Origin of the sequence: Paradesertivirga mongoliensis (assembly GCF_024436395.1) — a bacterium.
GTDB lineage: Bacteria > Bacteroidota > Bacteroidia > Sphingobacteriales > Sphingobacteriaceae > Paradesertivirga > Paradesertivirga mongoliensis.
This window is the reverse complement of the sequence record NZ_JAFMZO010000004.1, coordinates 130204-155290: the sequence shown is the minus strand read 5'-3', so window position 1 is coordinate 155290 and position 25087 is coordinate 130204. Positions and strand designations below refer to the sequence as shown.

The following is a 25087-nucleotide window of genomic DNA, read 5'->3' as shown; positions in this document are numbered from 1 at the left end:
AAATCTATTGCAGGATTATAATTGTAGCTGTAAACTTTTTCGGGCCAAACACATTTGTCGCGTCACCTCATCCCTAACCCTTCTCCTCGAGGAGAAGAGCACCAGAGGCGGGTGGGATTGCGGTGATCGTTTTAATAATGATTTTCTTACGATTACGATTTTTGTGAAAGCGCATAGCAAAAGGGCTTAAAGACTAGGCATCTATACCGGCTAAGGCGCCAACACCCTCTCCCTGGGGGAGAGGGATTAAGGGTGAGGGCGTTACTACAAATTTTTATTACCTATTTCATCACTTCTCCTTTCCTTTCCTTTCCTATACTTCCAATACCACCTCTCAAACCAATACTCCATCCACATATTGCTCCACAGGCAATGGAGGTGGCGTTGTTCGGAGTTGAGGTGGGTATCGTGGATATCGGGCCAGAGGATGGACTATTCGGGTTGTTTATTGTTTTTTTAATGGATCTCATGAGCTCCCGCTGGTCGGTTTAGCTTCTAACTCGCGGAAGATTTGGTGGATGTCTTCTTCGGGATAGTGGAGCTGGTCTGCTGGGTGGCGGAAGAGTGTCCACATAAAGTCTGTGAGGATCTGTTTGGGGCTGGTGCCGAACAGGCTGCAGAGCATGCGGAGGTTTCTAGGTCCCGATAGCTATCGAGAGTGAGGGTTAATGTTTGGCTGGTGCTGGTGTATTCTTCGTTGATTTCCTTTTTAGAACTTACTTATAGCTTTTTACGTCCCCTCCTTTTTATATAAACAAATAACCCAAATCCAAGTAAGCCTGAGCCTAGCAGAGAATAATTGATAATAGCTTTATTGCTACTACAACTACAATCTAAAACATCATCGCTATTGGAATAATCAGATTCGGTTGGGCCCTTAAAACTGATTGGTTTTGTCAGCTTCTTGGTGGTATTTCCACTTGCATCCATGAGTCCGAATTGCACCTCGTAGGTAGTTCTTTCATCAAATGAAAATTCTCCTGCACACATTCCGTGCCCTAAGGCAATAGAATTCTTTTCTGATATTAAATAGTAATCGGCAGCCGAATTATTTCTTTTATTAAGTACTCGGGTATAAACTAAAGTGGGTGATGTGTCTTGAAACTCGCCACAAAAATTCACCAACTTTTCAGGCCCGCAACCATAACTTACGTATGTATTTTGCTTAAAATTGGGTTCATGGGTCCAGGCAGGGCGTTCTTGATCTATTTGATTAGCAACTTTCCATTTAGTGATTTTATATGCATGCTTATCAATATGAGTTAAATTGTCGATGTGGAGTTCGTAGGTTTCACCGAACGCCAGTCTTTTTAAAGGTTTCAGGATTGCTTGGGTTAGACGAAACTGTCCTATGTTGACCTTGACCACTTTCAGGTCAATTGTTTGTTTCCCAGATTTTAAATAGATTCGATTTTTAATATTAATGTTCTTTATCAACTCTTGAGATCCAGCATACCCTTCAATAATGAATATGGAATTAGAAGAAATGCTTTGTTGTTTAGGCCACACATTAATTCCCGACCACATGCACATACCAAATGCGGTATAATTAACAGTCAAAGTCCATAGTAACAGTAGTGTAGTTCTCATAAAGCCAATAAAGTTTAAGCATTCTTCCATCCCCCCTATTCGACCTTACTAAATAGATTCATATTTTCCTAAATTCCATAAGTCCTAGACAAAATCCCCTCATCCCTAACCCTTCTCCCTCAGGAGAAGGGAACCAGAGGCGTGTCGATCGATGTCCAACTATTAAACAACATTTGTTTTAAGGCACCATACCGGCTAAAGCGCTATACACCCTCTCCCTGAAGGAGAGGGATTAAGGGTGAGGGCGTTACTACAAATTTTTATTACCTATTTCATCACTTCTCCTCTCCTTTCCTATGCTTCCAAAACCACTTCTCAAACCAATACTCCATCCACATATTGCTCCACAGGCATTGGAGGTGGCGTTGTTCGGGGTTGAGGTGGGTATCGTGGATGTCGGGCCAGAGGATGGACTTGGCTTCTAACTCGCGGAAGATTTGGTGGATGTCTTCTTCGGGATAGTGTTGCTGTGCGTAGCCGCGTTGGATGAAATAGTGGATTGCTGCTTTGCGCTGCTCGGGGCTGCCGTAATCGGGCATGAGTGAGAGTGTCCACATAAAGTCTGTGAGGATTTGTTTGGGGCTGGTGCCGAACAGGCTGCAAAGCATGCGGAGGTTTCCGGGGATGCTGAGTGTTATTGTTTGGCTGGTTGTGGTGTATTCTTCTGCCAGCTCCTGGTACCGGGCGAAAGCTTTGTGTTTTGGAGGTTTCATGGCTGCTGCCTCCTTTCTGGTTTAGCGCTGGTTGGCTGTCCTTGAAAAGGACTCCTTTGGAGTGCGGTTTGTGGGTAATGGATGCTGGCTGGGCCGTTGTGTGGCGAGCGGGGTTGTGATGGGATGGTGTTGTCACTCTGAGCGCTTCGGCGGAGCTCAGCACAGGCTCTGTCGAAGAGGTGGGAATGGTTTGCTTGTACGCCTGGGTACGCTGCTGTTTCATTTTTCGGTGTTCGCATTTTGAAAAATATTAGATACGCCCAGGTCGCTGCGAACACCGCCGGAGACCGGAAGAATACAGTACTTTCAACTGCTCGCCTGGGATATTGTTAATTAATAAAAATTTACTGGATTGCTCCAGCAGTGTTCGCGGTGTAAAGATGAGGAAAATGGTTGGAAAATGGAAAGAAACAAATCAGTTTAGATGACACTCAAAAGAACGCCGAAAATCACTGGCACTAGTATAAACGAAAGTATGGAGAAGAAAATCGACCAAAGATAACTTCGTTTGTCGATTGGCTTTACATTAGAATAAGTACCTACTGCGAGAACTATTAACAGGATTACGTCTAATATCAATGTTCCTAAACATAGATAGACGTATCCTATGCCTCTGGAATCATCATCTACGGAATATCCGTGATACGTGAAATAGGCGTAAAGTATAGTGACAATTACAAGATTTGTGAATACAATTTTTTTTGACAGCATCTCAATAGCGAACTTAGGAAATTAACGGTTAACACCCTATTTGCGGAGTAAAGGATATCAATATGGTAACTTTTTTCCCGTCACTGATTTTCATTCCTGAGATACGTAAGTAATAGGTACTTATGAAAACCTCACAAGGCGACTTATAGACCGATATTAATTTACCAGCTGTTGCACTACCGCATCGTTTATTAACTTCTTTTTCTACTTCTTCAATAGGTATATTGAAAACCGGACTTCCTTTTTGCATGTATTCCGGATAGATATATCTACGAAGATAATCTCGTTTTAAGCTTTTCCATTCTGAATTGTAATGTTTCCAGTCGGATAGTTCGCAATATTCCTCATCGGCACTCATATACACACCAACCGAGGTCTCATAGCGTTCCTCAACTTTCAAATTCTCTAGTGTACTTTTATTAATTTGAATGCTTTTACCTTCTATAGGATCGCTTTCAAACCCAAGATTAATGTATAAGGTGTCCTTCTGAGTTCCACTGAAATCTAATCCAGTTTCTTCGTCAGAAATATACGAATGAAATATAATGTCTAAGTCTGTAAATTTCAACGCAGTTGCCTTGTGCTTCCGATCTAGTTCAGTCGGTTTTACATCTTTAATTGCATCCCCTTTTGAAATCTTTTTAGCGGATGTGATTACATCCTTGGCTTTGTTATCTGTAGTTGCAGTATTACACGATAAAGCACAAAAAGATATTAGTAGCAATATTACATTAAAGGATGTTTTCACTCAATAAATGCATTTAAGGTTTAAATGTAGCAAAATAGATTTATTAAGACTTGTGCTTGTTGGAGAGATATAATAATGCCCGATGACATAGGCATAATGCCCAGTTACACAGCCATAATGTCCGTTTACTATGCCATAATATCCACTTACATCGCCATAATGGTCATTTACATCATCATAATGACTGTTCACATCGTCATAATGCCGATTTACTTGTTCATAATGACCGTTTACGTAACCATAATGCCCGCTTACGTAGCCATAATGCTTATTTACAAAGAAAATTTGGCCGATTCGCATTCATAATATCCGTTTAACATAACAATAATGCGCATATACATAAAGATTTATAGGAGTCGGAGACTCCTGTCCATTGTTGAATCCGCAGAGACGCTAACGCTTAACTCTCCGGACAGAGGGGGGGCGATTAGGAGAATCCCTTCTGGCCATGAGCAGTTTGGGTAAAGGTCTTAACTGTGCTGCGCGTCGGGTTACTTGAACCCTCGAAGCACCCGAATGAATTTTTACACCTTGGATCTCTAGGTTTGTTTCGCAATCAGTCGTACCAAAGGAAACTATATTCGCTTCGTTTTTAGCTATAGCGCGAGGCGCTTCACCGTTTTTATATAAATAGCCATACTCCGTAATCGGCTCATTTGCTCTTTTGTATTTCTTTGAAGAAGCTACAAGCTGTTCTATGTAATGTTTGCTTATTTTTTCATCAAAAAAAAGTGTGTCAAGGCAATTTAAAATCTGTAATTGATTAATACTATCGATGCTTTTAACTTCGTCTATTTCTAATTTTGTACTCTTTCGTGATCCGACTTTATAAATCAAAGGGTCATAAAAAATTAGCAATAATTCATAATTCAAAGGAACGAAGATCTGTAACCCTATATTTCCATACCCGGTTTTACCGCCAGGCCAACCTTTCATCTCTAAAAACCTATTATACTTTACAATCGGAAAATCGGATGAAATAAAAGCTGTCTTTGTCCTATTAATAACTAGCTTGAACTCTAGGTCCTGAATGTTTTCTGAAATATCATTAACTGCTGACAATGCTGTTTTTACGTCCTCTTCATGCGAGAACTCAGGGAAATATTTATCCATATCTAATTCTGGATCAAGCTCCAACCATCGTTTCTTCACTCCCTCCCTACTATTTTTCATGTTTGCTATTAATATCGGATTTCTCAGGTAAGTTAGACCAACAAACGCCATGAGTTGGATATGCTCCTTTGAACCTTTACGGGGAAGTTCTTTAGATTCCAATATCTCTTTAATAACCGCAGCCAGATCACCTTCAATTGTCGAAAGTGCATCTTCAATTTTTCCATCAGTTCCATAAAAAAAATTCTTAGAGCCTTGATTTTTTAATGGAGCTCTATCATAAAAAAACTGCTTAGAAGTATTGTATATTCCGAGCTGTTTTTGATTTCCTTCAAACGAAAAATTTCGGAGGTAGAATTTCGGAATATAATGTTGATTCTTTTTGTCGGTTGTACTAGACGTCATTTTACAAGGTAGTAAACATCATGGAACTGGCCATTTTCGGAACCCACATTTGATGAAATTGTCATGAAACAGTACTAACTTAGGTACAGAGTACGCAGAACCACCATCTTGTGTAGTTCAATTATGACTTCTTAGAGTTGTTAATAATGGGTATCGATGCTCCACTTGGCACTAACATAATCTTAGCGATGTTTTTAGGGTTAAATTTGACATTTGACTCCACTTCGCCCGTGAAAGGATTCATTGCACTGAGATTTTTAGTTGCTTCCGGGTCAAACATCATACTCAATGTCCCTGTCTCTTTGACTTTTTGTGTGCCTGACAAGTCTAGAATCTCAAAAGAACATTTTTCGTCTTCCGCTTCCGGCTGGAAAAATATTGGTGGACAATAAATAATATTCAGCGCCCGATCACCGTAGTATTCACAATCTTCCTTATTTAAAGGGATAAACAATTGAAAGACTAAGTTCTCATAATACAATTGAAAAACATGTGTTGGGAAAGATTCTGTAGCACTCTGCTTCCTAAATATTAGGCAATGAGTTTTCATGTGTAGACTTGTATAAGCTGCACCTACTTTAGCAAAGGAGGAAAGAAAGTTGTCGGAATGATCGGTGATCAACATTTTTATTGTCTCGGTATAAGCAGGTAGATAAGTCTCTTTTATCAGACTCAGAGCAACTTTCAACAACGCTTTATAAACGAAAATCGGAATGTATGAATGCTTCTTATAGTTTATGGTAGTTTTACCAGAGACATCATCAATATTAAAAGCACTCCCATTGTTATCCTCGATTATGATAGCCTTTTCAATAGTTTGAAAGTGTGTATTGGATGCAGTTAAGCCAGCATCGGGAGATTTAAACTTGGGAACTTTATTTTTCTTTCCCCTACTACTAAAAACGGTTCTATGGATACCTAAGTAGTCTACTAAACAGTTTTCATAAGTAGAAAAAAGCTTGTTGCATTGATCACATTCATCATCCGCAACCAAATACTTATTCCCCAACGCATGTGGTATCACATGTGAATCTGTCTTGAAGCTTGTTTCTTTGGAATTTCTTTTACAAAACCTGCAAATGCGCTCTTCATAAGGTGGAAATTTAGTTCTTGCGCTTGTCGGCGGTAATACTATCTCCTCAAGGAGATAATGAGTAAAGAATTTCTGCACGTCTTCCAAATGTTTAGGAAAAGTATACATGATAAGAGGGATATCTTCTGTGCTCATACAAATAATGCGTATTTCTATATCTTACTCTGGTGGTAATCGCGGCTGATAATCTTCCTTTGTATATTCTCCCCAGAAATACAGAGAGGCAAACGTGTATTTTTTGACTCTCAGATAGTCTGTATCAGGAATATGTTCAATCATTCCATTCACGAAGGCTGTTCCATCCCCTACACATAGATTATTAGCAATATAGTCATATACTTCCACCCCCGGATCGGTAGGTCCAGGTAATGCTATGGCAAATCGCCTAGCCAGGCTTTGTGTTTTTAACGTGAAAATAACTAGATAACAACGCAACTCCTTTGGAAGTGATATAATGTTAATCCCTTCTAACTCTTTTGGAAAATCAAAGTGAATCCAAAATACTTTAGGCAAAATCTCCTTGTCTGGATTGAGTATTTGTTCACGCACTTTATACAAGCCAGGATTGATATAAAAACCATTTCCAAGCGTAGAAAAAGCTTTTAAATACGCAATCCTTAAAAGAGCCACTTCTGCTCGTCGCTCTTTTGAGTATTTGGATAACGACACTCTAAATTTAGCAGTAGTAACCCCACTTTCAAACAAATTATCCGAATTGAAGATGGGATTATATATAGTTTGTGGTGGTAACAAATCCTTCATAAATCTCCTTGATTGATCAGGATGAGAGCGTTGAGGTTGAAGGTCAAACTTTATCTCTCCTTTATCATCTACCTCTACGACACCATTAACTTTATTGCCGTTAAGCTCGAATGTCGCCTTAGTTTTAGAGCTTGGCAATAATGCATGAGCATCTTCTTCGAGAAGGTGCTTTAACAAATGAGCGTCTAATTCATGTCCACTTTTCGAATTACAATTTTTACAAGTAAGAACCAATGGTTTCCCTCCCAAAGACTCGGGAGGTATATGCTCAATAGTCAGTGGGTTAGGTGCAGAATGAGCCAGATCTTTTTCAAAAAAAGCATCAAAACATAAAGGGCAAACGTACCCTTTCTCGAAGTCGGGATTGAATGAAATAGAAGGATGTTCCTTTACCCAAGCTAAGTTTTGAGAAAACAGTTCAAAGATTTTTTCCTTTTTATTGTTAAGCTTTTTCATTCAAAGTTCAATATACATTATTTGATAGCAAGCTTAAGCGAATCGTGCGCGTAAACGTTGTATTCATGTAATTATTAGCACTGGAATAAAATGGCTAAAGAACAATCGCGAAATGGGTTTTTAGTAAGTAAGAAGATTGGATACACGCTCAGCACAAATTCTATTTACTTTTGAAAAGCTTATCAATTAATGCGTTAACATTGATTCCGATTCCAGCGATGTTCGGCTTTAGCTCTAAAATTTTATTTGCTTCATTAATCAATCCGCCTCTATCAGAAATTTGATTCTTAATTTCTCTTAAACTATTGAGTATTTCTTCTTCAATTGATTCCTTTCTAGTTTTTGTTATCGATCCAAGCGTTGCACTCACATTTATTGGTGTTAGAGAACCTTCTGGAATAAATGTAAACACACCCATTTCCTCAAGATTTTTTAAATGTTGATAGCTAACTGTTAAATCTTCATCGCCTACGGGAACTCTTTCAGATGTTGAAATAAATTGGAAGCTACTATTGATATCAGTCAAAGAATGATGAATAATTGAAAAGTAGTCTCTAGGAGATTCTCCGGAAACCTTTACATAAATGCGCTTTTCTTCATAATCAATAGTGATTCGCGCTAGCGATTTCATTTTTTTATTCTCTAAAACTACACCTGTTCGCCAAGCTAACGATTCTTTAACATCATTTTTCATCCTCACAACGAAACGTGGAAAAATCGACCTTGGTAAGAAATTATAGATAAAAAGAAACTCTAAAGTGGGCTCGATTTCAAAATCAGGTTCCTGAACACTGAGTAAGTCAGGAATCAACATTGCATCAGTAGTTATCTTATAACATAATTCAAACTTCTCCATTAAAGAAACGAGGAAATTATGTTGTGGTCGGGGATAAATTTCTTTTGGGAGTATGCTTTCAAGTAGTTCATATTTTAAAATCCCCAAATGTTCTGCAAGCTTTTTTGAGTTTATTATTCGGTAAACGCCTTCAGTAACCCAATGCGGGTTTAAAACACTTGTATCATTTAGACCAAAATCTTTGAAACGCAGCATAACACCCAAATCGTGGAAAAAATCTAAAAGTGTAGATTGGCTTGCTGTTGAGTATATTTCGAATTCCTTACAAAGTTCGTGGAATTTCGTTATGGAAATAAAATTTTCGTTTATTGTTTCAAGCCGTTGCTTAAGTAAAAACCAAGATTTCGGCCATAGCGTGTTAAGATGACTAACATTATCTAATGCGCCTTTGATTGCCGATATGAGGGCTTCCAACCCCTCTCCCGTTGAACACGAAACTTTTGTAATCGCAAAAATATTGGGATATTTTTTTAGCAGAAACTTACGGTTAACATCGAAACCAGCATTCTCATCAATTTTATTTATTACAATTATGGTCGGTGAATTACCACCAAGAGCTTCAATGTGCTTCAACCAATACTCAACTTTCTCTTCTCTCCTGCTATCGATAACTACTATATATAGACTCCTATTAGACAAGAAGAATTGATGAGTAGAGTGCATGATCTCTTGACCACCAAAATCCCAAAGGTTCGCTGAAACCTCCTTCTCGTCGCGCTTCAGACGCCAACTTTGAATATTTATACCGTGGGTTTGTTTCTCATTTATGTCAAACTCACCTGTTGTAATTCGCTTTAACAATGAGGTTTTTCCCGAACCTCCATCACCTACCAAGATGAGTTTAAATTCATTAACAGGAAACGACTCTCCATGACTCAATGAGTGCCAATATTCTAAAACTTTGTTCCGTCCTTTTTTTACAAGTTCTGGGGGTAAATTTTCTATATCGTTACCATCGAAATTAATTCCTGTTCTACCTTCCATAAACAGGCGCCTTTCTTCGTCGCGCAATCTTGCGGCTAATTCATATGTTTGACTTCTTACTGCCTTATCCTTCTCAAAATTAATATTGTTAAGACCCTCAGTATACTTCCATAGAGTATCTAATTCAATGATTTCATCTGGCACTCGGATGAGCTTATTTTCTGATAACAAAAGTGTTTCTAAAGATGCAAATTGCCTTATATCCTCCGAGAGTTCTGCAATTTGATTTTTGTGAAAATTAAGAAACACCAAACTTTTTAAGCAGTATATGGAAGCGGGTATTTCTACTATATCATTCTTAGATAAATCTAAATATTCGAGGTATTGTAGTCGATCAAAGCTGTTTTCAAGGCTTTCAATATGATTGGAAGCTAGGCTTAATACTCTAAGACTGCTAATATCAAATAAACACTTAGGAATAGCATTCAACTCACAGTTATTTAGTATAAGGCCAACAATCTCCTCACCTTCCAACTGAAACAAAGCTAGATTAGACTTAAAAATATTTTCGTACCTCTCAGGGTGTAAATCATATTTTTTGGCAAGGTGATTGGTTAGAACAATGTCCCTGACATCACCAACTTCAATTAGTTCTAGGCCAGTCTCTTGTTTAATTTCATCGATAATTGCTAAATAATTCATAAGTACCTTTAAAAACAGCAATATAAATAATTCGCCATCAATGCGGAATAACACTACTGAAATCCATTTAACCATGCTTCTTAAAAAGCGTGACCTTCCATCCTAAACCTGATTGAAGTGTATACCGGCCTTCGCGCCTAAGGCCTGCAGGCGTATGAACGGAAAGCAGGGCCACAGCACCTACCAAGGCTATCAGTACCTTTCCAAACTTCAAAAAAACAACATTCCCGTCAGCGAGCAAGATCTCTCCTATCGTCGAGATGACAAAACGCTCCGAATGACGGCCTGCGCTCCGCATTTCGACAGGCTCAATGTGACGGCCTACCCTACCCCTTCCTCTTCACCCCTCTTACCGCCTCTGCTTCGAGCGGGTTTTCGGGCCATGAATGTTTGGGGTATCGGCGTTTGAGTTCTTTGCGGACTTCGAAATAGGTGTTTTGCCAGAAGCTGCGAAGATCTGTGGTGACTTGCACGGGCTTGTAGCCGGGTGAGAGCAGGTGGATGACTACGGTTTGGGCTCCGCTGTTTACAGTGGGTGTATCGAGCATGCCGAATAGTTCTTGCAAGCGGACGGCCAGGATGGGTGCTTCGCCATAGGGGGAATAGCTGAGCGGGATGCTGGAGCCGCTGGGTACGGTGATGGCGGCCGGGGCGAGCTGGTTGAGCTGCTGCTGTTGGTCGTAGGTGAGGGAATGTTGCAGTACGTGGCTGAGGTTGATTTTTTTGAAGTCGTCGGCCTTGCGAAGCTGGTCGTAATATGGGCCGAGCCAGGTTTGGTTGCTGGCGAGCAGGGCTTCGGTGCTTACGTTGGGCCAGGATTGTTCGGGGTTCCAGCGGCGGAGGCTGAGTACGCGGTTCTGCCAGGTTTGTACGTCGGGGTTAAAATCGAGCAGGTGCTGGCCCTCGGCTTTGATGGTGGCGCTGAGGACGTCGTCGAGCTTTTGTTTGGGGGGCGCTGCGAGGGGGCGGGATTGCAGCACGATGCTGCCGATGCGGAGATCGGCGGTGGCGAGGAGCTGTTGTTTGCGGCTGTCCCAACGGATGTTCTCGGTTTCTTTGGCGAGGTGTGTGAGGTCCTTGGGGTTGAGGGGTGCGGCGATGAAGATCTTGCCCTGGCCTTTTTGGGCATCGAGTTGGGCGATGGAGAGCCAGGGTTCGTGTGCGAGGTCGTCGTCGCGGTTGATAGTAGCGGTTTGTCCGTTGGCGAGCTGGAAGAGGCCGTTTTTGGCGTCTTTGGCGGAGGCGATGCGCTCGGGATAGGCGTAGGCGAGCAGGAGGCCGGCGTGGTAGGCGTCGGTGGCGGAATTGTCGGCCTGGATATGGAAGAGCCTGCGGTAGGCGGCGGCGGTTTTTTCGATCTTTTCGTATTGGCGGTCGCGACGTTGTTCGGCACGGTAACGGCGGAGCTGTTCGATGCGGTGGTTGAGGTCGGCACCGGCCAGGGTACGGTCGAGTGGGTCGCGTTCTTCGAGGAGGGCGGCGATGTCGGTGGCGAGGGGTAATTTATTTAGTTCCTGAGCGGTGATGAGCATGTTGGCGAGCCGCGGGTGTAGCGGCAGGCGGTGGATTTGTTTGCCGTGGTCGGTGATTTTGTCGCCTTCGATAGCGCCGAGGGCCGTTAGGAGTTCTTTGGCGCTGTTAAGGGCCGCTGCCGGGGGATTGTTGAGCCAGCTGAGGGCGTTGGGATTGGTGATGCCCCATTCGAGGAGGTCGAGCATGAGGGGTGTGAGGTCGCTGTCGAGGATCTCGGGGGTTCGGTATGGCGCGAGGCGCTGCTGGGTGGCGGCGGACCACATTCTGTAGCAGCTTCCGGTGCTGAGGCGGCCGGCACGGCCTGCGCGCTGGTCGGCAGAGTCGGTGGAGACTTGTACGGTTTTGAGTGCGGAGAGGCCGGTGCGGGGGTCGAAGGCGGATTTGCGGGTGTAGCCGCTGTCGACTACGATGCGGATGCCCTGGATGGTTAAGCTGGTTTCGGCGATGGAGGTGGCGAGCACGATTTTGCGGCGGCCATGCGGGTCGGGCATGAGGGCGGCTTGTTGTTCGGCGTGGCTGAGTTGTCCGTACAGCGGGTGGATGGCGAAACTGCTGAGGCTGCGTTTGAGGATTTCGGCGGTTTTGCGGATCTCGGCCTGGCCGGGGAGAAATACGAGGGTGTCGCCCTCCTGCTCTTTGGTGGCGCGGGCGATGGTTTTGCTGCAATGGTCGGGCAGTTGCTCGATGGGCTGCTCGCCGGTGTAGATGATGTCAACGGGGTACATTTTGCCTTTGCTTTCGACAACAGGAGCATTTAGCATTTCTGCTAATTGGGGTACATCGAGGGTGGCGGACATGATGAGTAGCCGGAGGTCGGGGCGGAGTATTTGTTGTACTTCGCGGCTGAGGGCGAGGGCGATGTCGGCATGGATGCTGCGTTCGTGGAACTCGTCGAAGATGATGAGGGCGTAGTCTTCGAGGGCGTTGTCGGTGTGGAGCATGCGGGTGAGGATGCCTTCGGTGACGACTTCGATTTTGGTGTTACGCGAAATTTTGTTTTCGAATCTTATTCTGTAGCCGACGGTTTGGCCGGGTTGTTCGCCTAAGAGGTCTGCCATCCGGTGGGCGATGGTGCTAGCTGCCAGTCTTCTTGGTTCGAGGAGGATTATTTTTTTGTTGTTTAGCCAGGGAGCGTTTAGGAGGGCTAAGGGTAAGATGGTGCTTTTTCCGGCGCCGGGTGGGGCGGTGAGGATAAGGGTATTGTTGGTGTTCAGCTTGCGCTGAAGGTCAGAGATTATTTCTGTGACTGGGAGTTGGTATTGGTATGGGTTGAAGGTGATCATAGTGCTTTGGCAAAGATAAGTTGTAGGTGTGGTAAAAAGGTTTTGGGATTTCCTTTTGTCCGCTCATTGGCCGCGGGGGCCTAGTCCTTTTTCTTGACAAAAAGGACCATACTTAGCGAAGCGATCTCATTTATACCTATTGAAAAACAATAAAAACCCATAAATAAAGTCAATGCCGTCCCGAAGGTGCCTTTGGGCTCAGGGCCCCGGGCTCATTTCACCAGCAGCGCTCGGGGCTGCGTCTGCTTTTCGCCGATGCGCTTGGCCGGGCTTCAGAAAACCAGCCAATGCCCTTTCCGAAGCTCGGGGCCTGCTGCTGGTGAAATTTTTCCGGCACTTACGGGACGGCAGGGCTTCGTAGGGAAGTTGCTAATAAATTGAAGGGTTGCTGGGCGCATATAACTACGCGGCCAATTTTTGCACTAGTTAGGAAAATTTGTACGTTAGAGATAATTATTGAATGTAGAACACAGGAGCGTTGGGCTGGCAAGAACGGCGAGCCGGGAGCTGGCCCGTGCGGCTGAAGCTTCGTTGTTGCCTTGATTTTTTGGTACTTTTTTATCAAGAAAAAAGGACTAGGCCATCGCCCGGCTATGAGGGCGAACGAAGAACCGTATTGCAGGAACCGAACATCAACCCTCTATCTTCAGGCAACAAGCCAATGACCCCTTCTCTGCACAGGCCGCTGATGGCTAAGCTATTCCGGCACTTACAGGACGGCAGGTCTTCGTAGGGAAGTTGCTGGTGAAATGTTGGGTTGCTGGGCGCCTAGCATGGTCGCTTGTTAGGAATCGCAGGACCCATGAAAACGAAAAAGACCAATTTTTAAGTAATTGACCGAAGTGCGAGCGGTGGGAGGAAAATAACGGCGCAGCCCGGCTATGAGGGTGGACGCAGTAAAGTCTCGCAGTAGCCTAACATACAGCTTACTCCAGGCCGCTGGTGGGGATGTGAGGTTATGTCAGGGCTGATACGCTCTCCGGATTGCTATCTCCTAATGCTTCTTCGCTTTCAAGCTCTTAAAATTATACACATACCCCAGCATAAAATATTGTCTCAATACCAAATTAGTCTGATCTCCTTCACTGTTTCGGCTGGCATAGCTACTGATGCTTGTATTCTGGTTGAGCAGGTCGTATACCGAAAGTTTTAACTGACCAGGGTTTGTTTTTCCGATTGTATAAGATAGGGATGAGTTAAGAAGATGGGCACTTCTTCTGAATGCTTCGCTTATCTGCGAATTATATCGATACTGGTATGTGCTTTCGATGTTCAGCTTCTTGAACGAACGCAGGTAAAAAGAGGTACTGAGATTTTGGGTGTTGGCCTGGAAGTCACTATTGATAGTCCCGTTCGATTTGCTGTAGTTAAGGTTCAGCGAGTATGCAGGCGATATATCAAGCAGATTTTTGTAAGAGAGTGTAAACTGTTGCCTCATATTGATCCCCCATGCATCCCGTTTTCCCTCTAACTGATTGAGAAAGAAGTATGAGCGTTGAATATTGGTACCCAAGCCTGTACTATAACGAAACGTCCAGTTGCCCATCTTTTTGAAGCGCTTGTTGTAATTAGAAGAAAAAGATGCATAATAATCTCCGTCGACATTTGCCGGTTTGGTGCTCTGGGCACCCGTGGAGGGATCAATAGTGGTGTTTAATGTTTCGCTATCGTCGGACAGCGAGCCTCTGAAGTTAAAGGAATAGCCGGCCTGTTTTGCACTGTTAAACTTGTTATAGTTGAAGTCTACCTGCTGGCTTCTTTCAGGCCTCAGATCAGGATTTCCGGTAGAGGTGTATAATAAGCTATTCGACACAATCAGCGGATTTAAGCTGGAAATAGAAGGATTGTATATCCAAACATCGTAAGAAGCAGAGAAATTGGTACCGGATATACTGATCTTGGGCAACCAGAATAGAAATTTTTGATTCAGATCCTGGATTCCTGCACCGAAAGAATTTTTGAAGTACGATGGCCTCGCGGTGAGGCTTGCTTCTGCACTTATCTTACTGGTGGGCTTCCAGGTTATCCTCGCGTTATAATGATAGAGGGCAGTTCGGCGTCGGATGTCGTTGCTCTGGTCGGCAATCAAAACGTCATACTGTCCGGTTACGGGGTTCAGTCTGAGTGTTTCGACAAACTGCTTGCTTGCAGAAAATGAACTTCCAAAGCTCGCGTCCCAGGTAAGGGTTTTGGTAAAGGGCTTTCTATAGGTTAGCCATGAATGAAAGTATCGGTACTTTGAATCTCTTGTTGTAATCTGATCGCGGATGTCTTCCTCAACCGGGGTATTATAAATGACATTATTAGAAAGGCTGTAAAAATTCGATTCGGAGGGGCTAATGGACACATCATTAATCCACCTGAAAGTAGCCTTCTTAGGCAGTAATAAGCCATAGGTGATCTTATGATCGTAAGAGAATGAGTTGAAGCCCGAGCGGGTGTTGGCAGTACTCTCGTTTATGCGTGAACGCGTCTGGTTTCCTGTAAACGCCTCTGAGCTGTTTGTTGAATTAGTAGACGAGAATTCTATACTGGGCGTAAATCTAACATTGTTCAGGCTGTCGATCGCCCATGTTAATAATCCGCCGACTTTATGGCTGTTGTTAATGTCTTTCCTAAAGGAGCTTGATTGTGAGCTTAAGGTTACGTCGTTGAAGAAACGTCTATTGTTCGAATAGTTTTCACCCCTGGTATGGCTGTTCGAGTAGAAGTACATTAAATTAGCTTTCAGCTTTTTGCCCCAGTCGTTATTTAAATTGATGCCGGCAGATCCGATGTTCTGTATCCCACTTTGCCTTCCTCCAAAATCAACGTTTCGCGATCCGCCCCTATTAAATCCCCCCATACCCGAAAGATCGCCGGCCGAAAAGGTACTGCGGTTAACATTGTTTTTGAAGGCGATGACACTTACCTGAAGGGTATCCCTGAAATTATTTATCAGCGCACCGGCCTCCATTCTGCTGTTTGTTCCGCCGCCGGCATAAACTTTACCGAGTGTGGTTTTTTTGACGCTCTTCTTTAATTTAAGGTTGATGATCTTTTGTACCTGCGACTCTGGAACGAGGTGGTCGGGATCATTCTCTCGATCGTCGTAGATTTGTACCTTATCAATAAGATCGACGTTAAGATTCCGTGTTGCTATCGTTAGGTTGCTGCCAAAAAAATCACGCCCATCTATCATCAACTTCCTTACTCCCCTACCATTGAGGCTTAAACCGCCGTCAAGGTCAACCTGCACCCCCGGCAAAAGCCGCAGCAGGTCCTCGATTACCGCATTGGGGCGGGTTTTAAATGCTTCAGGACTGAATTCTATAGTGTCTTTCTTTATGATTACGGCTGCGCGCTCACCCTTGATTATGAGCTCGTCAAGCATACGGCGCTGCATCCGGATACTACCGAAATCGCGGAGTTCCTGTTTGCCAAGATTGATGATCTTTCGGTAGTTTTGATAACCCACGTATGAGATGACCAATTTGAGTGGTTTCTCTGCCGGTAGATTACGAAGCGTAAAAGAGCCATCTTTGGTGCTGACCGTATATGATACCAGGCTTGAATCGCCTGGCTCCACAATGGCAATTGTTGCCAGCTCCAATTGCTCGGAACTTAAAGAATCGATAATTTTCCCTTTAATGGATGCACGGTTTTGGGCAATGACAAATACCGGAAAGAAAAGAAGTAAAAAGAGGGTGCAAGGTTTAGGCATATTGGTTAAGCTTGCACTAAAGTACTACTAAATCTTTAGTTTCAAAATTAAATTAACGGGAGCTCATGAGAGGCTTAAAAAGCAATAAGCAACACGAATAAAAGGCCGGCCCCGCCCGGTTATGAGAGCGAGCGCAGAACAGTTTTGCAGAGACCTTATATAATTTCCCTGATTTCAACAACCAGTCGCTGCCCCCCTCCCGACCACAGAGCCTGCTGCTGTTTAAATCTTCCGCCACTTACGGGACGGCAGTCTTTGTAAGAACGTCGCTGTGGTAGATTGCTGGGATGCCGGGACGCTTAACATGAACGCCCATACACCCATTTTCTTAGCCTTAATTAAGAACGAAACATTGCTGACACTGGCCGGACGGCAGGCTGTAACAGGATGATAACCAGGAATTAAATTCACAATTTTTAAATTCTGGAAAAAAACATAACTTGTATTACGTTACTTAAATGAAAAAATATCTATTCTGTATTTTTCTCGTTTGCTCCTTTAAATCTTTTGCTGGCATAGAAAGAATCAGCAAGGGCTCTTTTATTGTGAATCTGGGCATTTCTCCCCAAACGAAAGCGAACGGATTAAAGCCTTACGGTTTGGTATATGATCTTTTGCAGAATTTCAATGCTCCGGTGAAATGGGCTATAAACTCATCAAAAAGCAAAGACGGCATCGATTTTACATATAATAATACACCTTATAGATCGGGCTCATTTATCGTTCTCGCGCAATACCGGACGGCCGAAGTAAACGAAGCTATTGAGGGATGGAAAACGAAGGGGGTGATTGGTGAAACTACTGATACCGAAATATCAGTAGACATTTATGCCACCTTAAATTATGCCCCTAAATGGACCATTGATAAAATGTCCGGCCAACTAATAACACCATTTTTTGTAAATGCAGATATTCCGGCCTCGGCGCATGGAGGATCGAACCGCACAGCATGGAAAACGCCGGCGGAACTTACCGAATGCGACGACATTTTTATATTACCTCATGCAGATCCGGTATGGGCAAGTCACCAAAACCTGCTATTCTGGAACAAGGACCGGAAAGGAGCAATCTGGTCGGGTTGTCACGCGGTAAGTGTAATGGAAAATATTGTGAGCCCGGACGGCTTGATGTCTATGAATTTCCTTACCACAACAGGAATGGTTAAGTATCAAAACCACCTGGATGGAATTCCTCCTTATACCTACCAATATCCGGCCGACCCTGTTATGCAGTTCGTAAATAAAATGGATGACGCTAGTACAAATGGGTCGGAATCGATTTATCTGCCTAAGGCAAATGGCAAATGGCGGCCTGGTGCAAAGTTAAGCATCACCAGTCCGGCACACTCGCAAGTACCTTCACTCTCTCCGGGGCCCGCGAGTGTTCTGGCATATGGATTCGGCTTCGACGACCCCACCAGAGGGCTTGTAATGTACCAGGGTGGACACTATCACGATGGCGGAATTGGTGGAGGATTTGGAGGAACGCCATTCAATTCTGATCATGTTGCTTTGCAGCGGGCCTTTTTCAATTTCTCATTTATGGCGGTTGTGGACAGACAATCTAAAAATGTTTCGCCCCAGATTACTGCAGCTGGCTTAATGCGCGCAGAGACCGTATATCCTGTAAGCTTCAGTGTTCCCGGCAACGTTAATCTTTCTGATTATGAAGTCGAATGGACAGCATCCAGCGGTAGTATTACCACGAGCTCTGATAAAAAAAACATCAGCTACACTCCTCCTTCAGACGAGAATATCGCATTGTGCTGCTTACAGTGGCTTTAAAAGACGCCTGCGGCCGGAAGTTTTTCACAACGAAGAATATCCGCATATCCAATGGCGATGAACAGGTTGTTTCGGCCCGACTAATATCCGCCAATGAGGACGGCCGGGGGCACGATTTCCTTTTCATAAAAAACATAGACCTGTATCCCGAAAATCAGATCCAGATTTTTAACCGCTGGGGTATTAAAGTGTATGAAATGAGGAATTACAATAATGACTCCCGCAGTTTCAGAGGTATTGGAAATACAAATTCTATCTCCACTGAACTTATCGCCGGTGTGTATTATTATGTTTTAACATATAAAGATTTGATCCTGAACCAGGACGGAGTATTAAAGGATTACTTTATAATTAAAAGGTAGATGAAGAAGCTGATTTTCATTTGCCTTCAGATAATTAGCCTGCATGGCTTCACGCAGCAAAAAGCAATCTTCTCTCAGTACATGTTTAATCCTGTTCTTATCAATCCAGCCTATCCGGCGGTAGATGAGTCTATAAATATCACCACGGTTGTACGACAGCAGTGGCAGGGCTTTGCCGGCGCTCCTAACACGCAGACCTTTTCAGTGCATTCGCCTCTGGGGCGCTCAAACACTTTTATTGGCATAACGGCATTCAGAGATCATATTGGCGAAGCAATTACCGAAACCGGCGGGTTTTTCACACTTGCCCAGCGGGTAAAAATCAACAGCAAAACTTATCTGTCACTGGGAGTTAACGGCGGCCTCTCTCAGTACGCCGAAGATTACAGCCGGATCTCGAGCCCGGTAGACCTGAATGATGATCCGCTATTTGCAGATCAGGACCAGCTACGCGCTAACTTTGGTGCGGGCCTGATGCTTTTTTCGGATAAGTTCTATCTGGGGCTGTCCTCTCCCTTCCTCTATATTCAGGATTATGAGAATAACCATAGTCCATTCGTAACTTTGCAGGGCGGATACATTCTTCCCTTGGGAGATGCTTTCGTTCTAAAGCCGAATATTTTAGGAAGGTATGTTTCCGGGTCTCCTTTGCAGTTGGATTTGAATTTAAATCTTTTGATTAAAGAACGATTGGGATTAGGAGTCTCCTACAGATCTATGGACTCGATTGATTTTCTTGCTAAACTCTATATCACTAGAACACTCTGCCTGGGTTATGCCTATGATTACAGCATCACGAAGCTGGCATCTTCACATAACGGCTCCCATGAACTCATGCTCAACCTGCGGCTTCCACTAAAAGGAAGGGAATTCTCTGGATGTTATTATTTTTAAACGGAGCAAATTCTTACCAGGGTTTTTAACGAAACCACCGGCCCTAATTCTGTTTCCCCCACGCAGTAAGTAGCGTCGATCAATCTGCCATACAATGCAGTTGACACATTTTCGCCACTTGGTGCGGTTTACCTCGGACAAACGCTGCTTTGACGTTGCAACTTTGCCAGCATCTAAATCATCGGGCCGCATCACCTCCATTGAGATATCCGGAAATATTTTTTCAAATCGCTCTTGTACCCTGGAAATCCTATCGTATATTTGCGATATACATTATGGCTATTAACAAAAAAGAAGAGTTTACAGTGGAAGAGCAAGAACTGGCAGAATTTGCCAAGGCTATTGCTCACCCGGCGCGGATTGCGATACTGAAGGTACTCGCACAAAAACAAAGCTGCATTTGCGGCGAGATAGTGGAGGTACTTCCACTTGCGCAAAGTACGGTGTCGCAACACTTGAAAGAACTAAAAAATGCCGGCTTGATTCAGGGTACCATTGAGGGCGCGAAATCTTGCTACTGCATTGATCCGGAGAAATTCCGCCGGTTTAGAACTACGTTTGATACCCTCTTCGCTTTGGTGAAAAATTCGGGCTGTTGTTAAAAAAATTTGAATTAATTAATCGAATAAATACGATAAACTTTAGAATTATGGAAACAAATACATTAATGACCTGGGGATCGTTTAAGGAATACCTTTTGGCTCACACCGATAAGCACCTGGATTTTCGCTATGCGGAAAACAGTCTGGTGGATACCTCCTATCACATTACAGAAATTAAGCTGGCTCCCATCACCTCGGTGGACTGTGGGGGAAAAATGAATCAATGGACGGAAGTGATCGTGCAGCTCTGGGAACCCTTCGACAAAAGCTCGGAACGGGCGATGAAAGTGAGCAAAGCTCTTTCAATTATAAGCCTGGTAGAAAAAGCTTTACCTCTGGATGAGAAAGCAACAGTTAAGATAGAGTTTGGCAATTCGGAGTTTGACACCCGTCAAATGTATCCCGGTCAGTTTATCGTTTCAGGCGATTCGCTTACAGTAGATCTGCAGCCAGATTTTACGCAGTGCAAAGCGATTGGAAGAGGCGGCAGCTGCGGAACAACTGATTCGGGCGGGGAGTGTTGTACTCCTTCGGCAGAAAAGACTGATCTGAAACTGAACAATCTGGCAGTAAGCTGCTGCGAACCTAACTCTGCCTGCTGCTAAAGATGGTAAGAGAATTAACTCAAAACGACTGGCCAGACGTAAAGGAAATTTACCTGGCCGGTCTGGCTACCGGTAATGCGAGCTTCGAAACTTCTGCACCCGAATGGGAAACCTGGGATAACAGCCATTTAAAGCACTCGCGCCTGGTAGCAGAAGTAAATGCTGAGATTGCCGGCTGGGCAGCGCTCTCGCCGGTTTCGGGCAGGTGCGTATATGGCGGGGTGGCCGAGGTGAGTGTATATGTTTCTGGTGCAGCCCGCGGGAAAGGCATTGGTGCCACGCTCTTGAATGCGCTGATTGCAAACAGCGAACTAAACGGAATCTGGAGCTTACAATCGGGAATTTTACAGGAGAACGAGGCGAGCATCAGACTGCATGAAAAATGCGGTTTCAGAACTATTGGCTATCGCGAGAAACCCGGCCAACTGAACGGGGTCTGGCGCAACGTGATTCTGATGGAAAGGAGAAGCAAGCTTATATGAAATCACTTTCTTTTCTCGACCGCTTTTTAACTTTATGGATTTTCCTGGCTATGATCGCCGGCGTTGGGCTGGGTTATTTCTATCCCGGGATAGAAGGTCAGATCAACCAGTTTAATTCGGGTACTACAAATATCCCGATCGCCGCAGGATTAATACTCATGATGTATCCTCCTCTGGCTAAGATACGTTACGAAGAATTACCTAAAGTCTTCATGAATGTAAAAATACTTAGTGTATCTCTTGTCCAAAATTGGATAATCGGCCCGTTACTAATGTTTTTCCTGGCAATCACTTTTCTAAGAGATTACCCTGAATACATGACCGGACTTATACTCATCGGGATAGCACGTTGCATTGCGATGGTTATTGTTTGGAACGATCTGGCTAAAGGCGACAGCCTGTACACCGCGGGACTGGTTGCCTTTAATTCTATTTTCCAAATCTTCTTTTACAGTGTATACGCCTGGATCTTTTTAACGAAGCTCCCTCCCTTTTTCGGGCTGCAGGGCTTCGAAGTAGATATCACCATAGGCCAGATTGCCGAGAGCGTGTTTATCTATCTCGGAATACCTTTCCTCGCAGGGATGCTCTCAAGAATTCTGCTTACGCGACTCAAAGGGAAAAAGTGGTATGAAGAGGTTTTTATTCCGGCTGTCAGTCCGGTTACTCTGATAGCCTTACTATTCACAATTCTGCTGATGTTTAGCTTAAAAGGAAACCTTATTGTAAGTATTCCTTTAGATGTAGTCCGGATTGCAATTCCTCTTACCATCTACTTCGCGATTATGTTCTTTGCCGCCTTTTACCTGGCTAAGAAAGCTGATATAGGGTATGAGAAATCCACATCATTAGCATTCACCGCTGCAGGTAACAATTTCGAACTTGGGATAGCCGTAGCAATAGCAGTATTCGGCGTAAACTCAGGCGCAGCCTTCGCAGCTGTGATCGGCCCGCTAATTGAAGTGCCCGTTTTGATACTACTGGTTAAATATGCTCTTAAACAACAAGATAAGTTTAAATCAGATCCTCTCAATAAATAGTAATTCATGAAGAATATCCTTTTTGTCTGTATAGAAAACTCCAACAGAAGTCAGATGGCACAGGCTTTTGCCAACATTTATGGAAAAGACAAAGTCGTAGCCCACAGCTCGGGCTCAAGGCCATCGGGAAAGATTAACCCAAAGGCGATTGCCGCCATGCAGGAGCTGGGTTACGACCTGAGCACTCACAGTTCCAAATCTTTAGATGAAATACCGCAGGTGGAATATGAATACGCCATTACTATGGGATGCGGAGACGAGTGCCCCCTGGTAAACGCGAAACACCGGGAAGACTGGCAGCTCCCCGACCCGAGGGGCATGGAGCCTGAAGAATTCAATAAGGTTCGCGATGAAATTCGAGATAGGGTGCTCCAACTTTTGGAACGGATCAATTAAATACATCCAACGCAGGCAGGGCTTTGGACCTGCCTGCGTTTCTTTTCTCACAACTAAACTTCTAGAGCAGATGATGTACCTTATTATACTGATTAACAACGTCTATTAATTTAAAGTTAACTTCAAAACATCGATTTTTTCCCTCCTTTATTACAAGTTTCTGACCTTTTACCGTCTCTCCTTTCCCAAAATTAAGCTTACCTTTGTTCCCTTTAAAGATGAGCAAGCACGGTAGAATTTTAGTGGCCATGAGTGGCGGAGTAGATAGCTCGGTCGCGGCAGTTATGTTGCATGATCAGGGATATGAAGTGATTGGCCTGACCATGAAAACATGGGACTATGCTTCGTCGGGCAGCTCATCTAAAGAGACCGGCTGCTGCAGCCTCGATTCTATCAATGATGCCCGCGCACTTGCAGTTGGCTATGGCTTCCCCCACTACATCCTTGACATTCGAAATGAGTTTGGGGATTTCGTGATCGACAACTTTGTGGACGAGTACCTGGCAGGCCGGACACCGAACCCTTGTGTGCTTTGCAACACGCACATCAAATGGGACGCACTGTTGAAACGGGCCAACAAACTGGATTGTGAATTTATTGCGACCGGGCATTATGCAAACATCCGTCAGCACGATAATGGCCGCTATGTGATCTCCAAGGGTAAGGATGAGAACAAGGATCAAAGCTATGTACTTTGGGGAGTATCACAGGAAAACCTTGCCAGAACAAAATTTCCCCTGGGCAGCTTTTCAAAAGCCGAAATCAGGCAGATGGCTCTGGATATGGGTCAGGAAGAATTGGCTAAGAAGAGTGAGAGTTATGAAATCTGCTTTGTGCCCGATAATGATTACCGCGCGTTTTTACGGAACAAAGTTGAAGATCTGGATGAAAGAATAGGTCCCGGCAACTTTGTATTAACTAACGGCACGGTGGTGGGCCAGCATAAAGGTTATCCGTATTACACCATCGGCCAGCGAAAAGGCCTAGGTGTTGCTTTTGGCCACCCAATGTTCGTTACGGAAATCATGCCGGCGATAAATACCGTTGTTTTAGGCACAGCCGATGAGCTGGAGCGTTCGACTGCACTGGTAAGAGGATTGAACCTGATTAAATACGATAGCATTACTAAACCGATCGAGGCGATCACCAAGATCCGCTATAAAGATGCAGGAACGATGAGTTCGATTGTACAGCAAGGAGAACATATGAAGGTGGATTTCCATCATAATGTGAGCGGAATAGCACCGGGACAGTCGGCAGTTTTTTACGAAGGCAATGATTTGCTGGGCGGTGGTTTCTTACTCTAGCAGATCTTTCATCCACTTTTATTATCTTTCCTGATGCGAAATTTACTTCTATTGGGGATTCTCATTTTTTATTCGCTTTCTTCCTTTTCACAACAAGCAGATTTTCACGCGGCATTCAAAAAATGTAACTTGAAAGGCAGCATCACTATTTATAATCATCAGAATCGAGAGTGGATCTTCAGTGATTCTGCAGATGCTAAAATTACAACACTCCCCGCTTCGACCTTCAAAATAATCAACCTGCTTATTGCGCTCGAAACAGGCGTGATAAAAGATGAAAATGAGCTATTCAAATGGACCGGACAGAAAGATACAGCGATATACGGAGACCGGGCCGAGGTTTATAAAGATATGACGGTAAAGCAGGCGTTTGAAATTTCGGCGGTATGGGTATTTACCGAGTTAGCCAAAAAGATCGGCAGAGAGCGCTATCAGCATTATCTCAACTTATCCGCTTACGGAAACGGTAATTTATCTGAAGAAGGAATCGATTTCTGGAATTTTGGAGCGTTTGAGATTTCCCCGGTCAACCAGATTGAGTTTCTACGGCGGATGTATGAAGGTAAGCTCCCGTTCTCCGGGCGAACTATATCTATCGTAAAGAAGGTAATGATCTCAGAAGTGCACCCCAACTATTCTATTCGGAGCAAAACGGGCTGGAGCCGCCAAAGTGGAAAGGATGTTGGCTGGTGGGTTGGGTACGTCGAGCGTAAAGGGAATGCCTATTTCTTTGCTACCAGGCTGACAAAAGATAGAAAATTAGCCAATTCAAGTTTCGGGCAGTGCAGAAAGGATATCACTAAAAATATCCTGAGAGAGCTTGGGATTATTAATTGACCGTATCTTCTGAATAAGGTAACATCAACAGGACTTAAGAGAGCAACCCGGCTTTTTTATACAAGCTTCTAATTCGAAAAAATCATCTTCAGTGGCAAATTCCCTGCAATTTTGCCCAAGTTTTATTGCGGCAATTTAATTTCATTTTTCTCAAACATTCTCTCTCAACTTCTCTTCTATTCTTAT

22 protein-coding genes are annotated in these 25087 nt (G+C 43.9%); 10 read left to right on the top strand and 12 right to left on the bottom strand.

Going from position 1 to position 25087, the window contains the following annotated elements; all coding sequences use genetic code 11:
• Window positions 1-720: 720 nt before the first annotated feature.
• The 12 genes from J3P43_RS16205 to J3P43_RS16150 form a co-directional block, all read right to left on the bottom strand.
• Window positions 721-1590 (bottom strand): hypothetical protein, encoded by an 870-nt coding sequence (locus tag J3P43_RS16205; RefSeq protein ID WP_255904380.1) that lies wholly within the window; start codon window positions 1588-1590, stop codon window positions 721-723.
• Window positions 1591-1865: 275 nt separating this feature from the next.
• Window positions 1866-2303 (bottom strand): hypothetical protein, encoded by a 438-nt coding sequence (locus J3P43_RS16200; protein ID WP_255904378.1) that lies wholly within the window; start codon window positions 2301-2303, stop codon window positions 1866-1868.
• 420 nt (window positions 2304-2723) lie between these two features.
• Window positions 2724-3014 (bottom strand): hypothetical protein, encoded by a 291-nt coding sequence (locus J3P43_RS16195; protein ID WP_255904376.1) that lies wholly within the window; start codon window positions 3012-3014, stop codon window positions 2724-2726.
• 28 nt (window positions 3015-3042) lie between these two features.
• Entirely contained in the window at window positions 3043-3762 is a 720-nt protein-coding gene (locus tag J3P43_RS16190; RefSeq protein ID WP_255904374.1) for a hypothetical protein, read from the bottom strand.
• Window positions 3763-4062 (bottom strand): hypothetical protein, encoded by a 300-nt coding sequence (locus J3P43_RS16185; RefSeq protein WP_255904372.1) that lies wholly within the window; start codon window positions 4060-4062, stop codon window positions 3763-3765. It lies immediately after the preceding gene.
• A gap of 93 nt (window positions 4063-4155) precedes the next feature.
• A complete protein-coding gene (locus tag J3P43_RS16180; RefSeq protein ID WP_255904370.1) occupies window positions 4156-5280 on the bottom strand; it encodes a DUF4238 domain-containing protein in 1125 nt (374 codons plus the stop codon).
• A 121-nt stretch (window positions 5281-5401) separates the two neighbouring features.
• Window positions 5402-6508 (bottom strand): HNH endonuclease, encoded by a 1107-nt coding sequence (locus J3P43_RS16175; RefSeq protein ID WP_255904368.1) that lies wholly within the window; start codon window positions 6506-6508, stop codon window positions 5402-5404.
• Between the two features lie 24 nt (window positions 6509-6532).
• On the bottom strand, window positions 6533-7591 hold the full coding sequence (locus tag J3P43_RS16170; RefSeq protein WP_255904366.1) for an HNH endonuclease: 1059 nt from the start codon (window positions 7589-7591) through the stop codon (window positions 6533-6535).
• Window positions 7592-7751: 160 nt separating this feature from the next.
• A complete protein-coding gene (locus J3P43_RS16165; protein WP_255904364.1) occupies window positions 7752-10148 on the bottom strand; it encodes a COR domain-containing protein in 2397 nt (798 codons plus the stop codon).
• Window positions 10141-10371, bottom strand: a complete 231-nt coding sequence (locus J3P43_RS16160) for a hypothetical protein (RefSeq protein ID WP_255904362.1) — start codon at window positions 10369-10371, stop codon at window positions 10141-10143. The genes J3P43_RS16165 and J3P43_RS16160 overlap by 8 nt, the downstream gene beginning before the upstream one ends.
• A gap of 28 nt (window positions 10372-10399) precedes the next feature.
• Entirely contained in the window at window positions 10400-12889 is a 2490-nt protein-coding gene (gene hrpB, locus J3P43_RS16155; RefSeq protein WP_255904360.1) for an ATP-dependent helicase HrpB, read from the bottom strand.
• Between the two features lie 994 nt (window positions 12890-13883).
• Window positions 13884-16592 (bottom strand): outer membrane beta-barrel protein, encoded by a 2709-nt coding sequence (locus J3P43_RS16150; RefSeq protein ID WP_255904358.1) that lies wholly within the window; start codon window positions 16590-16592, stop codon window positions 13884-13886.
• 458 nt (window positions 16593-17050) lie between these two features.
• On the opposite strand from J3P43_RS16150, the gene J3P43_RS16145 reads away from it, so the two are divergent.
• The 10 genes from J3P43_RS16145 (at window position 17051) to J3P43_RS16100 (ending at window position 24901) form a co-directional block, all read left to right on the top strand.
• A complete protein-coding gene (locus J3P43_RS16145) occupies window positions 17051-18376 on the top strand; it encodes a hypothetical protein (RefSeq protein WP_255904356.1) in 1326 nt (441 codons plus the stop codon).
• A complete protein-coding gene (locus tag J3P43_RS16140) occupies window positions 18367-18738 on the top strand; it encodes a T9SS type B sorting domain-containing protein (protein ID WP_255904354.1) in 372 nt (123 codons plus the stop codon). The genes J3P43_RS16145 and J3P43_RS16140 overlap by 10 nt, the downstream gene beginning before the upstream one ends.
• Window positions 18739-19632 (top strand): PorP/SprF family type IX secretion system membrane protein, encoded by an 894-nt coding sequence (locus tag J3P43_RS16135; RefSeq protein WP_255904352.1) that lies wholly within the window; start codon window positions 18739-18741, stop codon window positions 19630-19632. It begins immediately after the preceding gene.
• A gap of 275 nt (window positions 19633-19907) precedes the next feature.
• The gene (locus J3P43_RS16130) at window positions 19908-20234 is read left to right on the top strand and encodes an ArsR/SmtB family transcription factor (RefSeq protein WP_255904350.1); all 327 of its coding nucleotides are present in this window, start codon (window positions 19908-19910) and stop codon (window positions 20232-20234) included.
• A gap of 47 nt (window positions 20235-20281) precedes the next feature.
• Entirely contained in the window at window positions 20282-20839 is a 558-nt protein-coding gene (locus J3P43_RS16125) for a DUF6428 family protein (RefSeq protein WP_255904348.1), read from the top strand.
• 2 nt (window positions 20840-20841) lie between these two features.
• A complete protein-coding gene (locus J3P43_RS16120) occupies window positions 20842-21321 on the top strand; it encodes a GNAT family N-acetyltransferase (RefSeq protein ID WP_255904346.1) in 480 nt (159 codons plus the stop codon).
• On the top strand, window positions 21318-22361 hold the full coding sequence (gene arsB, locus J3P43_RS16115) for an ACR3 family arsenite efflux transporter (protein ID WP_255904344.1): 1044 nt from the start codon (window positions 21318-21320) through the stop codon (window positions 22359-22361). The genes J3P43_RS16120 and arsB overlap by 4 nt, the downstream gene beginning before the upstream one ends.
• Before the next feature lie 6 nt (window positions 22362-22367).
• Window positions 22368-22757, top strand: coding sequence for an arsenate reductase ArsC (locus J3P43_RS16110; protein WP_255904342.1), 390 nt, complete (start codon window positions 22368-22370; stop codon window positions 22755-22757).
• A 218-nt stretch (window positions 22758-22975) separates the two neighbouring features.
• Window positions 22976-24064 carry a tRNA 2-thiouridine(34) synthase MnmA gene (mnmA, locus tag J3P43_RS16105; RefSeq protein ID WP_255904340.1) on the top strand — a complete coding sequence of 363 codons (1089 nt, stop codon included), beginning with the start codon at window positions 22976-22978 and terminating at the stop codon, window positions 24062-24064.
• 33 nt (window positions 24065-24097) lie between these two features.
• Window positions 24098-24901, top strand: coding sequence for a penicillin-binding transpeptidase domain-containing protein (locus tag J3P43_RS16100; protein ID WP_255904338.1), 804 nt, complete (start codon window positions 24098-24100; stop codon window positions 24899-24901).
• Window positions 24902-25087: the final 186 nt, after the last annotated feature.

Excerpts from the sequence above, each read along its gene's own strand:
- J3P43_RS16160 (WP_255904362.1), bottom strand. The coding sequence starts at position 10,371 with ATGCGGAGCGCAGGCCGTCATTCGGAGCGTTTTGTCATCTCGACGATA.
- mnmA (WP_255904340.1), top strand. The coding sequence starts at position 22,976 with ATGAGCAAGCACGGTAGAATTTTAGTGGCCATGAGTGGCGGAGTAGAT.
- hrpB (WP_255904360.1), bottom strand. The coding sequence starts at position 12,889 with ATGATCACCTTCAACCCATACCAATACCAACTCCCAGTCACAGAAATA.
- J3P43_RS16175 (WP_255904368.1), bottom strand. The coding sequence starts at position 6,508 with ATGAGCACAGAAGATATCCCTCTTATCATGTATACTTTTCCTAAACAT.
- J3P43_RS16120 (WP_255904346.1), top strand. The coding sequence starts at position 20,842 with ATGGTAAGAGAATTAACTCAAAACGACTGGCCAGACGTAAAGGAAATT.
- J3P43_RS16185 (WP_255904372.1), bottom strand. The coding sequence starts at position 4,062 with ATGCGAATCGGCCAAATTTTCTTTGTAAATAAGCATTATGGCTACGTA.
- J3P43_RS16195 (WP_255904376.1), bottom strand. The coding sequence starts at position 3,014 with ATGCTGTCAAAAAAAATTGTATTCACAAATCTTGTAATTGTCACTATA.
- J3P43_RS16135 (WP_255904352.1), top strand. The coding sequence starts at position 18,739 with ATGAAGAAGCTGATTTTCATTTGCCTTCAGATAATTAGCCTGCATGGC.
- J3P43_RS16205 (WP_255904380.1), bottom strand. The coding sequence starts at position 1,590 with ATGAGAACTACACTACTGTTACTATGGACTTTGACTGTTAATTATACC.
- J3P43_RS16150 (WP_255904358.1), bottom strand. The coding sequence starts at position 16,592 with ATGCCTAAACCTTGCACCCTCTTTTTACTTCTTTTCTTTCCGGTATTT.
- arsB (WP_255904344.1), top strand. The coding sequence starts at position 21,318 with ATGAAATCACTTTCTTTTCTCGACCGCTTTTTAACTTTATGGATTTTC.
- J3P43_RS16125 (WP_255904348.1), top strand. The coding sequence starts at position 20,282 with ATGGAAACAAATACATTAATGACCTGGGGATCGTTTAAGGAATACCTT.
- J3P43_RS16170 (WP_255904366.1), bottom strand. The coding sequence starts at position 7,591 with ATGAAAAAGCTTAACAATAAAAAGGAAAAAATCTTTGAACTGTTTTCT.
- J3P43_RS16145 (WP_255904356.1), top strand. The coding sequence starts at position 17,051 with ATGAAAAAATATCTATTCTGTATTTTTCTCGTTTGCTCCTTTAAATCT.
- J3P43_RS16110 (WP_255904342.1), top strand. The coding sequence starts at position 22,368 with ATGAAGAATATCCTTTTTGTCTGTATAGAAAACTCCAACAGAAGTCAG.
- J3P43_RS16130 (WP_255904350.1), top strand. The coding sequence starts at position 19,908 with ATGGCTATTAACAAAAAAGAAGAGTTTACAGTGGAAGAGCAAGAACTG.
- J3P43_RS16200 (WP_255904378.1), bottom strand. The coding sequence starts at position 2,303 with ATGAAACCTCCAAAACACAAAGCTTTCGCCCGGTACCAGGAGCTGGCA.
- J3P43_RS16165 (WP_255904364.1), bottom strand. The coding sequence starts at position 10,148 with ATGGTTAAATGGATTTCAGTAGTGTTATTCCGCATTGATGGCGAATTA.
- J3P43_RS16100 (WP_255904338.1), top strand. The coding sequence starts at position 24,098 with ATGCGAAATTTACTTCTATTGGGGATTCTCATTTTTTATTCGCTTTCT.
- J3P43_RS16180 (WP_255904370.1), bottom strand. The coding sequence starts at position 5,280 with ATGACGTCTAGTACAACCGACAAAAAGAATCAACATTATATTCCGAAA.